Source organism: Acinetobacter sp. AOR01_HL (genome assembly GCF_027855455.1).
Taxonomy (GTDB): domain Bacteria; phylum Pseudomonadota; class Gammaproteobacteria; order Pseudomonadales; family Moraxellaceae; genus Acinetobacter; species Acinetobacter baumannii.
Map to the genome: position 1 here is coordinate 24048 of NZ_JAKTIM010000052.1, position 13709 is coordinate 37756.

At 41.5% G+C, this 13709-nt stretch carries 8 protein-coding genes, 2 tRNA genes and 3 rRNA genes; 7 read left to right on the plus strand and 6 right to left on the minus strand.

From position 1 onward, the window contains the following. Positions 1-4: 4 nt before the first annotated feature. Together MKL62_RS16605 and hflX are read right to left on the minus strand one after the other, a co-directional pair. Positions 5-376: a hypothetical protein gene (locus MKL62_RS16605; RefSeq protein ID WP_030423608.1), complete on the minus strand. Its 372-nt coding sequence runs from the start codon at positions 374-376 to the stop codon at positions 5-7. 42 nt (positions 377-418) lie between these two features. After that, positions 419-1753, minus strand: coding sequence for a ribosome rescue GTPase HflX (gene hflX / locus MKL62_RS16610; protein WP_030423609.1), 1335 nt, complete (start codon positions 1751-1753; stop codon positions 419-421). Positions 1754-1956: 203 nt separating this feature from the next. Between hflX and MKL62_RS16615 the strand changes: the two genes are divergently transcribed. Beyond that, positions 1957-2766 carry a lysophospholipid acyltransferase family protein gene (locus MKL62_RS16615; RefSeq protein ID WP_000195147.1) on the plus strand — a complete coding sequence of 270 codons (810 nt, stop codon included), beginning with the start codon at positions 1957-1959 and terminating at the stop codon, positions 2764-2766. Here MKL62_RS16615 and MKL62_RS16620 read toward each other — a convergent pair whose 3' ends face one another. Next, positions 2767-4392, minus strand: a complete 1626-nt coding sequence (locus MKL62_RS16620) for a phospholipase D family protein (RefSeq protein WP_000079184.1) — start codon at positions 4390-4392, stop codon at positions 2767-2769. Between the two features lie 106 nt (positions 4393-4498). On the opposite strand from MKL62_RS16620, the gene MKL62_RS16625 reads away from it, so the two are divergent. Continuing rightward, a complete protein-coding gene (locus MKL62_RS16625; RefSeq protein ID WP_000267335.1) occupies positions 4499-5509 on the plus strand; it encodes a metallophosphoesterase in 1011 nt (336 codons plus the stop codon). A gap of 47 nt (positions 5510-5556) precedes the next feature. Here MKL62_RS16625 and MKL62_RS16630 read toward each other — a convergent pair whose 3' ends face one another. Genes MKL62_RS16630 through MKL62_RS16640 form a run of 3 tightly spaced genes read right to left on the minus strand, consistent with a single transcriptional unit; the run spans position 5557 to position 7783 of the window. Beyond that, complete coding sequence (locus MKL62_RS16630; RefSeq protein WP_001097560.1) at positions 5557-6036, minus strand: outer membrane lipoprotein YfiB; 480 nt, start codon at positions 6034-6036, stop codon at positions 5557-5559. A 14-nt stretch (positions 6037-6050) separates the two neighbouring features. Then, positions 6051-7274, minus strand: a complete 1224-nt coding sequence (locus tag MKL62_RS16635; RefSeq protein ID WP_002014284.1) for a diguanylate cyclase DgcN/YfiN — start codon at positions 7272-7274, stop codon at positions 6051-6053. Positions 7275-7279: 5 nt separating this feature from the next. Next, the gene (locus MKL62_RS16640) at positions 7280-7783 is read right to left on the minus strand and encodes a regulatory sequestration protein YfiR (RefSeq protein WP_001985194.1); all 504 of its coding nucleotides are present in this window, start codon (positions 7781-7783) and stop codon (positions 7280-7282) included. Positions 7784-8325: 542 nt separating this feature from the next. Between MKL62_RS16640 and MKL62_RS16645 the strand changes: the two genes are divergently transcribed. The 5 genes from MKL62_RS16645 (at position 8326) to rrf (ending at position 13662) form a co-directional block, all read left to right on the plus strand. Then, positions 8326-9862 (plus strand): 16S ribosomal RNA (locus tag MKL62_RS16645). A gap of 59 nt (positions 9863-9921) precedes the next feature. Further along, a tRNA-Ile gene (locus MKL62_RS16650) sits at positions 9922-9998 on the plus strand. Between the two features lie 55 nt (positions 9999-10053). Continuing rightward, positions 10054-10129, plus strand: a tRNA-Ala gene (locus MKL62_RS16655). Positions 10130-10469: 340 nt separating this feature from the next. Next, a 23S ribosomal RNA gene (locus MKL62_RS16660) occupies positions 10470-13362 on the plus strand. A 185-nt stretch (positions 13363-13547) separates the two neighbouring features. Continuing rightward, positions 13548-13662 (plus strand): 5S ribosomal RNA (gene rrf, locus MKL62_RS16665). Together the 16S, 23S and 5S rRNA genes with 2 tRNA genes alongside form the textbook arrangement of a ribosomal RNA operon. Positions 13663-13709: the final 47 nt, after the last annotated feature.

Genomic DNA, 13709 nt, shown 5'->3' on the forward strand with positions numbered 1-13709 from the left:
CTCCTTATAACCAATGTTTTGCCATTTTTGCATAGACCCACAAGGGTATAAGGGTGCTCACTACCAAAACAAAAAGAAATAACGGAATTTCTTTACCCATATGTACCAGCATAATTAAGGAGCCTGCACAAATAGGTAAAAAAGCAAAACCACTTTCTTTCATGACTTTATTATTAGTATCGACAAGTCTTAACGGGATTTTCTTAAATTTACGCCAAATCAGTAAAACGATAAGTAAACTAATTAAACCTACCAGATTGCCTAACTCTGGATGACCAAAAGCACGCATAACGATGACTGAGCCTTCGCGAAAACCGATAATAAGTAGTAAAGTTCCTACCCATGCTGCCCAGTCTATACTTTTGATCTTATCCATATTTTTTATCTCTAAAAGTTTACTTATCAAGTTTTAACTGATCTAGTGCTTGATTTCAAACTCTTCCAGTGGTCTTTTAAACTGACTTGCGCGTTCACCTAATATCTCATCTATAGGGAGTTTTGCTTGGCGAATTAACTGCTCAAGCTTATGAGGTGCAATTCGTATATCGATATGTAATAGCCCTTCATCGTCATAATGCTCAGATTGAATGACATTTAAAGCATAAAGTTGAGTACGCAATTTGCCATAAGCAGGTTTAAGTACCAATGAGAAGTGTTGAAGTTGTCCCATTAGACATTCTTGTACGGCTTGGCGAAGTAAATCTAGACCTAACCCTGAGTGTGCAGATACATAAACACGATCTGGAACATGGGGCTCTGAATAAATAATTTTTGCCTCTTCGCCACTCAAATCAATTTTGTTATAAACACGAAGTACGGGTGCATCCGCTCCAATTTCCTTCAATACACTTTCAACGGCTTCAATCTGGTCAAGCATGTCATGACTACTGCTATCGATGACATGTAAAAGCAGGGTAGCTTCAAGCGTTTCTTCTAAAGTTGCTTTAAATGATTCGACCAAATCATGTTGTAAGTTTCGTACGAACCCTACAGTATCTGCTAGAACCACCGTACCAATTCCGTCCCATTCTAGACGGCGTAAGGTTGGATCAAGTGTTGCAAATAGTTGGTCGGCTGCATACACATCACTTTTCGCTAAAATATTAAATAAGGTTGATTTACCCGCGTTGGTATAACCGACTAATGAAACAGTTGGGATCGAAGCTTTTTGTCTTGCAGCTCGTCCTTGCATACGGGTTTGATGGACTTTCTCTAACTTATCTTTTAACTGGGTAATACGAACACGAATGAGACGACGGTCTGTTTCGAGTTGTGATTCACCGGGACCGCGTAAACCAATACCACCTTTTTGTTGTTCAAAATCAGCAGACCAACCACGGATTAAACGGGTGGATAAATGTTTTAACTGAGCAAGTTCAACTTGTAATTTACCTTCATGGGTCCGCGCGCGCTGGGCAAAAATATCTAAGATGAGACCGGTGCGGTCAATAACGCGGCATTTTAAAATCTTTTCTAAATTACGCTCTTGGGCAGGGGTTAATGCATGATCAAAAATAACAAGACTTGCTTCTAATTCCTGAACTTGTTCTGCAATCTCATCAACTTTACCTGAACCAATAAAAAACTTAGGGTCCGGTTTATTACGTTGAACTTTAATGTGCTCAAGAATATCTGCACCAGCTGACTGTGCAAGTAGAGCAAATTCTTCGGCATCCAGATCATCTAATAATTGTACAGACACACTCACTAATATTGTGCGTTCACCGCCTTGATGCCGATCAACATATTCCACGTGGCTATAAATCCTGAATAAGGTAAAACTTTATTCTAGAGGAAACTTGGACAAAAGGGGAAAGGGTTTATTCTTATTCTTTAGATTAACTACAGCGCATTTTATTTTTATTTGTGTCTATCACACAGCGATGCAAGTTTATTCCGAAACGTATAGAATGGCTCGAGATGGGTATAACAATGATTGATCGTTAGTGAAATTTTATGACTCAAACGCAAAGTATAGTGAATTCAACGTTAAAGAAATTTTCAAAAATAGGTTTATACGGAAAAAAAGTTACTTCAGCGACTGCGGCAATCAGTGAAGGTTTTTACTTAGTTTATCGTCATGGACTTTATAAAGATCCAAATAACCCTGTTAACACTCGATATGTTCAATATTTCTGTCGTCGTTTATGTCAAGTATTTAATCTTGAAGTTCAAGTACATGGCACAATCCCTAGAGAGCCCGCTTTATGGGTGAGTAACCATATTTCTTGGCTTGATATCGCCGTTTTAGGTTCAGGTGCACGTGTCTTCTTCTTAGCTAAAGCCGAGATAGAAAAGTGGCCTATTCTTGGCAATTTGGCGAAAGGTGGGGGCACCTTATTTATTAAACGTGGATCAGGTGACTCCATTAAAATTCGAGAGCAAATTACCGAATTTTTAAAACAAAATATTCCAGTTTTATTTTTCCCTGAAGCGACTACTACAGATGGCCATTCTGTTAAGCGGGTTCATGGTCGTTTACTCGGAGCTGCTATCGAAGCTCAGCGTCCGGTACAGGTATGTTTAATCTGTTACGTAAACCGTCATGGTGAGTTAGATACCGTTGCACCATTTATTGGTGAGATGTCATTCGTTGAGCATATTCAACGTGTGCTAGAAATGCCGAAAGTAACAGCTCATTTACTTACACTTCCTCCTATTTCGGTAGAAGGCCATGATGTAAAAAGTTTGACTCAAGAAGTGCAAGAAAAAATGGTTGAAGGATTGGCTCAATTACATAAAAAAGTACTTAAGCCAAAAAGTTAATTACATAAAACCTTCGAGTGGCAGCCATGATAGTAGTTTCATGCCTGCCTTTTGCCACCATTTCATTTCTGGTTCTTTTTTATAAATTACAGGGCCTTTTGGAGTTTCCTGTTGCCAGTAAATATGATTGTTTGGATCGAGCTTTAATTTATAAGCATATTTGTTTAAGTTTTCATCCATCGTATGGTGAATTGTTTTGGCCAGTGATGGACTATCTAAAATTACGCCAATTTCAGTATTTAAATACGCCGAACGTGGGTCAAAGTTGAATGAACCAATAAAAACCTGTTCATCTAATGCCATAAGTTTGGTGTGTAAACTTGAGCGGCTTAAACCTTTCATGTTTACTTTCGCTTTGGTTGCCAGTTCATCCGTATTCTTATTCAAATCGCGTTTATCTGGAGTCGGTAAAAACTCATACAGTTGAACGCCGTTTTTCAAAAGTTCTTTACGATATTTTCCATAAAACGCATGAACAACAGCTACGTCATTTGCTTTGAATGAGTTTGTTAAAACTCGAACTTCTACACCTTCTTTAGCAAGCGTACTTAAAATTTTAGCGCCTTGCTTTTCTGGAATAAAATAAGCCGAAATCAGGTCAACATTGCTTTCTGGTTTTTCCAAATGGTTAATCAATTGGAAATTTAAATGTTCTTCTTTTTTCGCTTTTGATCTAATTTTATCAGGTGAGTCTTTCACAACCTCTGCTTTAACCCAATCAAATTTAATATTACGGTCTAACCATTTATCAAAAGCATGTGATCTAGAGGTTAAGTCAAGGAAGTTCTGAACGGTGGCTTGTTGATAATGAGCATCAAGTTGTTGTTTTAAGCTTTCATAGCGCAAACGGTGTTGTTGAGCACTGACGATACTTTGGACTGAATATGCATATTCATGATTCCAGTAGTCATCAAAAGAATTCACGATATCATCAACGGCAGCACCAACCAACATGACATCGACGTCAGAAAACTGGTAACTGTCACTAACGTTGTAATACTGATTTGTCATATTGCGCCCACCAATAAGCGCAACCTGATTATCAGCAATAAAGCTCTTGTTATGCATACGACGATTGATACGCTTTAAGTCTAAAATCATATCCATCGCGCGATATTTGCGGAAACGGTAGGGGTTAAATAATTTAACTTCAATATTTTTATGTTGAGAAAGCGCGAGTAACACGCCTTCCATCTTTTTAGCATTATTATCGTCAATTAATAAACGTACTTTAACACCACGATCAGCAGCACGAATAATTGCATGTAAAGCTAAAGCACCGACTTTATCGTTATCCCAAATATAGTATTGTAAATCTAAAGTCTTTTCGGCTTTATCAATCAGCCTTAAGCGAGCCGCGAGCGCTTCTAAGGGATCATTTAAAAGATGATAACCCGTTAAATTCGGATTTTTTTCACGTAAAGGCGTAATAATTTTTGAAAGAGAAGTTTGAGATGTATCGATATCTCGTGCGTACTGGATTGGTTCAGGGCTATGTTTGGGTAATGTGCTACAACCTGTCAAAGCCACAGCGAAACTTGAACATACGACTATAGAAGCTTTAATCAAAAAGCCTTTAGCCAGTTGATGAGTTTGAAGCTGTTTGGAATGAAAGGATTGTGCCATAATCAATACATACGATAAGGTGAGCTAGAGTATAATTCGTGCATATTGAAAGATAAATATTGAATTTGATTACTAGCAATCAATATAAGATAAGTCGAGAATCGTAATGTGGAACCCAAATTCAATCATCTTTTGTTTTTACCTTATTTTTTCAATACTTGCTCTCTGGGGAATTATTGAAGCTTGGGTTCATCAATCACGTACTGAAACGATTCATCCATTTAAAGCTTTTGTTCACTTACTTGCTTTTTATCTATCTTATCTTCTTATTCCACTTTGGTTCTTTAATTTATATGCCGGTTGGATAGGTTATTACTCAATTCATGAAACCATTTTTATCTTTTTATTAAGCGGTATTCTCATTTACGCACGTTTTATAGAGCCACATATGGTACGTGTCGATGTTCACCAATATCGTTTAAACCCAGATCGCCGTTTTGCTAAACCTGTAAAAGTCGCTTTAATTGCAGACTTACATATAGGCCTATTCTCTGGGCATGAACGTCAACTCAAAATCATTGTGAAAAAGCTTAATGAACAACAGCCAGACTTAGTAGTTGTGGCAGGAGACTGGACTTATGAGCCAGAAGATAAGCTAGTACAGGAACTGAGTGTACTTAAAGATATTAAAGCTCCAGTTTATTCAGTTCCAGGGAACCATGACGAGCAATATCCGGGTCCGCCTATTCAACAATTATTAAAAGATGCACTTCACTACAATGATGTAATGGATATTGAAGGAAAAATTGTTGAGTTTGATGAGTTTCGTTTAATCGGGATTGGTGACTTATGGGCAGGGAAAACCGATATGCGTTCAATGCCAGACTTACCTCAAGATAAACCATGGTTAATTCTTTCCCATAACCCCGATACGGTAGATATGGTCCCTAAATTACCTAATCGCCCTTTAATGTTGTCAGGTCATACACATGGAGGGCAGGTCGAACTTCCGTGGGTAACCAACTATATTATGAAAAAAGTATCAATTTTAGGCCATAAACGTGGTTTCTATTCGCATGAACACGCTGATGTATTTGTTACCGTAGGAACAGGTATGGTTGGAATACCATTAAGATTTCGTGTACCGCCTACTATTGATATTATTGAACTTGTATAAAACAAAAAAGCCAATCACAAAGGATTGGCTTTTTTATAATGAGAAATTTAAGGAATAATTACGATAGCAACACGACGATTAATTGCCCGATTTTCATTGGTTGTATTCGGTACGTACGGTTGAGTTGAACCACGTCCAATAACGTAAATATTTTCCTTTTTAAAACCGTGAGTCAAAAAGAGGTTCGCAACACTTTGTGCACGTTCTTCAGATAACTTTTGGTTGTATTCAGGATTACCTACATCGTCAGTGTGACCAACGATTTTTAATTTATTCAAATCATATTTATTTAATTGATTTGCTAAACGTGTAAGCTCTGCTTCATGACTTTGTTTTAATGTTGCGTCATTAAAATCAAATAATAAGCGTTCTGGTAAACCTAGAGTCCAGCCTTCATTAGTAAGTACAAACCCCTCTTTTTTTAGCATTTTTACTTGACGATATTTCAAAGGACCAAAACTCAAGCAGCCTGCAAGCGCAATGCACAGCAATGCAATAAAGGAGAGTTTCAAAGATCTTGTATTCATAAATTAGCCTAAATTTAATTCTCTGGTTTATAAATAAACCAATGTTGCTCAGAAGTCTTAGCCTTATACATCGCTTGATCTGCTTGCATAATAAAATCTTCTGGACTAGACGCAAATTGGGATAAAGCAATCCCTACACTAAAACTGAAATAAATCGTTTGATCATTTAGATGCAAAGGTTCTTTACAGCTTTCGAGTAAATTTTCAGCAATAGATATTAAATGATCGGCATGCGTAATGGAATGCAAAATAACCGCAAATTCATCACCGCCTAAACGGGCAATAAAATCTTGATGACGTAAACGCGTTTGTAACCTTTTCGCCATCTCTTTTAAAACTTCATCACCAGCTAAATGCCCGAACTGATCATTAATTGATTTGAAGTTATTGTTATCTATAAACAATAAGGCTGACTTATTATCAAAATCCTTATCTTCAAACATATCTAATAGTATTTGATAAAAATAATGTCTATTCGGTAATAGGGTCAGCTGGTCATGATGAGCTTGAAACGATAATTTACGATTTTCCTTTTGCAGCTGATTATCCCAAATCTGAATTTCTTCAAGTAACTCATTAAAAACTGTATTTAGATCTTGAAACTCTTTTATTCGGTTATAAGGAAAACGAAGGTTATAAGCTTTTTGTTCACTCACGATTTGAGCAATATTTGTGAGTGGGTAAATCGCTTGCATAATTTGACGATAAGTCAAATTCACTGACCACCACAATGCACAAACAATAAATAGCATCGCAATAGCAAGGCCGACCATAATCATCTTTAAAAATTGCAATATTTTTTCAGAACTACCAAAAAGGGTGAGTTCACCTACATTCTGTTGATGATGATAAATCGTTAAATGTACCGGCTCATTTAAAAACCAGTGATCAAACCATTTCTCTAACACTGAAGTTTGACTCGACAACTTAAAACTTTGAGCAATCAGGTGATGTTCAGAGTCATAAATATGAATCGCTCGAATAGAGTGATCATTTGTGTATTCATTTAAGATTTGTTCGATCGTGATCTTATCGTTAAACACAACGGCAGGCTGAATACGCTCAAGAAGAGTATGGCTAAGTAATTGCAAATTTTGTTTTGCATAAGTTTCCATCGTAAAAACGGAAATTGATACAAATGTAAAAGAGCAAATAAAGAAAGTTATAGCAAAGATCGTAAATTGAGACTTTCTAAAAAGTGCATGTAGCGAAGTGGATTGATACAACTTAGATATCATAATCCTTACTCCGCGTTCTTAGCCAAGAGTAAAACTCTTGGATCAATATGGACCTTGGAATGGCTTAATGCATCTAAGTTAACTTTAAAAGTGGTGTAATTATTTTGATTATATAAACAAAAGATACTACCAACTTCACATTCTGGATTATTAATACTTAAAGAAAGCAAAGAACGATATGGATAATTCTGAATTAAATTTTGTTGCTGCTGAGGTGGTGTGGTAGAGAAATAAACAGCCTGGCAATGCGATTTAGAAAAATCTTTAGCATTAACGGTTTGTACACGATAATTATAAGATAATTGTTGAATATAAGACTGGAAGGTAGAAGTAATTGATGCATTATCAATTACGCAAAGAGTAGGTGTGCTTACATTCTCCCATTTGCTATAACTTAAGATAGATAAAGTGAGCACATAAAAATTATGTTTTGAATTGGCATAAGCAGGCCCACTCGTAGCAAACACTACAAGTATGCAAAATAATACTTTCTTAGCGGAGTGCCACATGGTGAGTTAATGCCAAATCAATTGCACGAATAATCTATTCTACATGAAGTTGAATAACTAAAAAAAGTTTAATATCTCATCTAATATCCAGTGAAAAGCCTAAAAAATGTACGCTTGATATGAAATGCTAGAAAAAGGGGTTGCAAAGGGAATGAGATGGTCTATAATGCACATCCATCGGCGGTGATGCAGATAGAAACTTGTTGAAAAACAGTTACTTGTGATTAGATTGGTTGCTTTAAGTGATGAATTTGATGGGAAGTTGGTTTAGAGAATAAGTTTTAAAAATATCGGAATTACCTGTTGACTTTTAAGAGATTAAGAGTAATATAGCCGACCTAGCTTGCTGGTGACGAACCAGTAAGAAGATCATTAAGAGAATTGAAGAACAACTTGTGTGGATTTTTACTGATTGATTAATCGAAATAATTTTCATTGATTGATTGGTTTAAATTACTCGAAGTTTATTTGAGCGAAATTTAAGTCAGTAATTGATGAGCCAGAATTGGTACCTTGTCTATAAATAAGGTGCAAAATGATTTTAACTGAAGAGTTTGATCATGGCTCAGATTGAACGCTGGCGGCAGGCTTAACACATGCAAGTCGAGCGGGGGAAGGTAGCTTGCTACTGGACCTAGCGGCGGACGGGTGAGTAATGCTTAGGAATCTGCCTATTAGTGGGGGACAACATCTCGAAAGGGATGCTAATACCGCATACGTCCTACGGGAGAAAGCAGGGGATCTTCGGACCTTGCGCTAATAGATGAGCCTAAGTCGGATTAGCTAGTTGGTGGGGTAAAGGCCTACCAAGGCGACGATCTGTAGCGGGTCTGAGAGGATGATCCGCCACACTGGGACTGAGACACGGCCCAGACTCCTACGGGAGGCAGCAGTGGGGAATATTGGACAATGGGGGGAACCCTGATCCAGCCATGCCGCGTGTGTGAAGAAGGCCTTATGGTTGTAAAGCACTTTAAGCGAGGAGGAGGCTACTTTAGTTAATACCTAGAGATAGTGGACGTTACTCGCAGAATAAGCACCGGCTAACTCTGTGCCAGCAGCCGCGGTAATACAGAGGGTGCGAGCGTTAATCGGATTTACTGGGCGTAAAGCGTGCGTAGGCGGCTTATTAAGTCGGATGTGAAATCCCCGAGCTTAACTTGGGAATTGCATTCGATACTGGTGAGCTAGAGTATGGGAGAGGATGGTAGAATTCCAGGTGTAGCGGTGAAATGCGTAGAGATCTGGAGGAATACCGATGGCGAAGGCAGCCATCTGGCCTAATACTGACGCTGAGGTACGAAAGCATGGGGAGCAAACAGGATTAGATACCCTGGTAGTCCATGCCGTAAACGATGTCTACTAGCCGTTGGGGCCTTTGAGGCTTTAGTGGCGCAGCTAACGCGATAAGTAGACCGCCTGGGGAGTACGGTCGCAAGACTAAAACTCAAATGAATTGACGGGGGCCCGCACAAGCGGTGGAGCATGTGGTTTAATTCGATGCAACGCGAAGAACCTTACCTGGCCTTGACATACTAGAAACTTTCCAGAGATGGATTGGTGCCTTCGGGAATCTAGATACAGGTGCTGCATGGCTGTCGTCAGCTCGTGTCGTGAGATGTTGGGTTAAGTCCCGCAACGAGCGCAACCCTTTTCCTTACTTGCCAGCATTTCGGATGGGAACTTTAAGGATACTGCCAGTGACAAACTGGAGGAAGGCGGGGACGACGTCAAGTCATCATGGCCCTTACGGCCAGGGCTACACACGTGCTACAATGGTCGGTACAAAGGGTTGCTACACAGCGATGTGATGCTAATCTCAAAAAGCCGATCGTAGTCCGGATTGGAGTCTGCAACTCGACTCCATGAAGTCGGAATCGCTAGTAATCGCGGATCAGAATGCCGCGGTGAATACGTTCCCGGGCCTTGTACACACCGCCCGTCACACCATGGGAGTTTGTTGCACCAGAAGTAGCTAGCCTAACTGCAAAGAGGGCGGTTACCACGGTGTGGCCGATGACTGGGGTGAAGTCGTAACAAGGTAGCCGTAGGGGAACCTGCGGCTGGATCACCTCCTTAACGAAAGATTGACGATTGGTAAGAATCCACAACAAGTTGTTCTTCATAGATGTATCTGAGGGTCTGTAGCTCAGTTGGTTAGAGCACACGCTTGATAAGCGTGGGGTCACAAGTTCAAGTCTTGTCAGACCCACCATGACTTTGACTGGTTGAAGTTATAGATAAAAGATACATGATTGATGATGTAAGCTGGGGACTTAGCTTAGTTGGTAGAGCGCCTGCTTTGCACGCAGGAGGTCAGGAGTTCGACTCTCCTAGTCTCCACCAGAACTTAAGATAAGTTCGGATTACAGAAATTAGTAAATAAAGATTGAGATCTTGGTTTATTAACTTCTGTGATTTCATTATCACGGTAATTAGTGTGATCTGACGAAGACACATTAACTCATTAACAGATTGGCAAAATTGAGTCTGAAATAAATTGTTCACTCAAGAGTTTAGGTTAAGCGATTAATCTAGATGAATTGAGAACTAGCAAATTAACTGAATCAAGCGTTTTGGTATGTGAATTTAGATTGAAGCTGTACGGTGCTTAAGTGCACAGTGCTCTAAACTGAAATGTTGAAGTTACTAACTTGTAGGTAACATCGACTGTTTGGGGTTGTATAGTCAAGTAATTAAGTGCATGTGGTGGATGCCTTGGCAGTCAGAGGCGATGAAAGACGTGATAGCCTGCGAAAAGCTCCGGGGAGGCGGCAAATATCCTTTGATCCGGAGATGTCTGAATGGGGGAACCCACCTACTTTAAGGTAGGTATTGCAACATGAATACATAGTGTTGCAAGGCGAACGAGGGGAAGTGAAACATCTCAGTACCCTTAGGAAAAGAAATCAATTGAGATTCCCTCAGTAGCGGCGAGCGAACGGGGATCAGCCCATTAAGTTATGTGTGTTTTAGTGGAACGCTCTGGGAAGTGCGAACGTAGAGGGTGATATTCCCGTACACGAAAGGGCACACATAATGATGACGAGTAGGGCGAGGCACGTGAAACCTTGTCTGAATATGGGGGGACCATCCTCCAAGGCTAAATACTCCTGACTGACCGATAGTGAACCAGTACCGTGAGGGAAAGGCGAAAAGAACCCCTGTGAGGGGAGTGAAATAGATCCTGAAACCGCATGCATACAAGCAGTGGGAGCACCTTCGTGGTGTGACTGCGTACCTTTTGTATAATGGGTCAGCGACTTATATTCAGTAGCGAGGTTAACCGTATAGGGGAGCCGTAGAGAAATCGAGTCTTAATAGGGCGTTTAGTTGCTGGGTATAGACCCGAAACCAGGCGATCTATCCATGAGCAGGTTGAAGGTTGGGTAACACTAACTGGAGGACCGAACCCACTGTCGTTGAAAAGCCAGGGGATGACTTGTGGATAGGGGTGAAAGGCTAATCAAGCCTGGTGATAGCTGGTTCTCCCCGAAAGCTATTTAGGTAGCGCCTCGGACGAATACCATAGGGGGTAGAGCACTGTTTCGGCTAGGGGGTCATCCCGACTTACCAAACCGATGCAAACTCCGAATACCTATGAGTACTATCCGGGAGACAGACTGCGGGTGCTAACGTCCGTAGTCAAGAGGAAAACAATCCAGACCGCCAGCTAAGGCCCCAAAATCATAGTTAAGTGGGAAACGATGTGGGAAGGCATAGACAGCTAGGAGGTTGGCTTAGAAGCAGCCACCCTTTAAAGAAAGCGTAATAGCTCACTAGTCGAGTCGGCCTGCGCGGAAGATGTAACGGGGCTAAAACTATGTGCCGAAGCTGCGGATGTATACTTTGTATACGTGGTAGGGGAGCGTTCTGTAAGCCGATGAAGGTGTGTTGAGAAGCATGCTGGAGGTATCAGAAGTGCGAATGCTGACGTGAGTAACGACAAAACGGGTGAAAAACCCGTTCGCCGAAAGACCAAGGGTTCCAGTCCAACGTTAATCGGGGCTGGGTGAGTCGACCCCTAAGGCGAGGCCGAAAGGCGTAGTCGATGGGAAAATGGTTAATATTCCATTACTTCTGTGTAATGCGATGAGAGGACGGAGAAGGCTAAATCAGCCTGGCGTTGGTTGTCCAGGTGAAAGGATGTAGGCATGTATCTTAGGCAAATCCGGGGTACTCTATGCTGAGATCTGATAGCAAGCTGTACTTGTACAGCGAAGTGGTTGATGCCATGCTTCCAGGAAAAGTCTCTAAGCTTCAGTTACACAGGAATCGTACCCGAAACCGACACAGGTGGTCAGGTCGAGTAGACCAAGGCGCTTGAGAGAACTCTGCTGAAGGAACTAGGCAAAATGGTACCGTAACTTCGGGAGAAGGTACGCTGTTGTTGGTGATGGAACTCGCTTCCTGAGCTGACGACAGCCGCAGAAACCAGGCCGCTGCAACTGTTTATTAAAAACATAGCACTCTGCAAACACGAAAGTGGACGTATAGGGTGTGATGCCTGCCCGGTGCTGGAAGGTTAATTGATGGGGTTAGCGTAAGCGAAGCTCTTGATCGAAGCCCCAGTAAACGGCGGCCGTAACTATAACGGTCCTAAGGTAGCGAAATTCCTTGTCGGGTAAGTTCCGACCTGCACGAATGGCATAATGATGGCGGCGCTGTCTCCAGCAGAGGCTCAGTGAAATCGAAATCGCTGTGAAGATGCAGTGTACCCGCGGCTAGACGGAAAGACCCCGTGAACCTTTACTGCAGCTTGACACTGAACTTTGACCTTACTTGTGTAGGATAGGTGGGAGGCTTTGAAGCTGGAACGCTAGTTCCAGTGGAGCCGTCCTTGAAATACCACCCTGGTAATGTTGAGGTTCTAACTCTGTCCCGTGATCCGGGACGAGGACCGTGTCTGGTGGGTAGTTTGACTGGGGCGGTCTCCTCCTAAAGAGTAACGGAGGAGTACGAAGGTGCGCTCAGCGTGGTCGGAAATCACGCGTAGAGTATAAAGGCAAAAGCGCGCTTAACTGCGAGACCCACAAGTCGAGCAGGTACGAAAGTAGGTCTTAGTGATCCGGTGGTTCTGTATGGAAGGGCCATCGCTCAACGGATAAAAGGTACTCTGGGGATAACAGGCTGATACCGCCCAAGAGTTCATATCGACGGCGGTGTTTGGCACCTCGATGTCGGCTCATCTCATCCTGGGGCTGAAGCAGGTCCCAAGGGTATGGCTGTTCGCCATTTAAAGAGGTACGCGAGCTGGGTTTAGAACGTCGTGAGACAGTTCGGTCCCTATCTACCGTGGGCGCTGGAAATTTGAGAGGATCTGCTCCTAGTACGAGAGGACCAGAGTGGACGAACCTCTGGTGTACCGGTTGTGACGCCAGTCGCATCGCCGGGTAGCTATGTTCGGAAGGGATAACCGCTGAAAGCATCTAAGCGGGAAGCCTACCTCAAGATAAGATTTCCCTAGGACTTTATGTCCTCTAAAGAGCCGTTCGAGACTAGGACGTTGATAGGTTGGATGTGGAAGCATAGTGATATGTGAAGCTGACCAATACTAATTGCTCGTGAGGCTTGACTATACAACACCCAAGCAGTTGTATATGAAGCATCAATCGATTCTTAAATATGCAAGACAACTTGATTTAGTTATACCTCTAGCTAAAATGAACAGATAAAGTAAGATTCAATTCAGCCCAGTCTGTTACAGATTTGGAAAACGCTTCGGCATCAAGTAAGACCTAAGCAAGTATCCATAAACAGTTGTGCTGGCGACCATAGCAAGAGTGAACCACCTGATCCCTTCCCGAACTCAGAAGTGAAACCTCTTAGCGCTGATGGTAGTGTGGGATTACCCATGTGAGAGTAAGTCATCGCCAGCTCATTATTCTAAACACCCCAATCTCAAAAGAGGTTGGGGTGTTTTTTT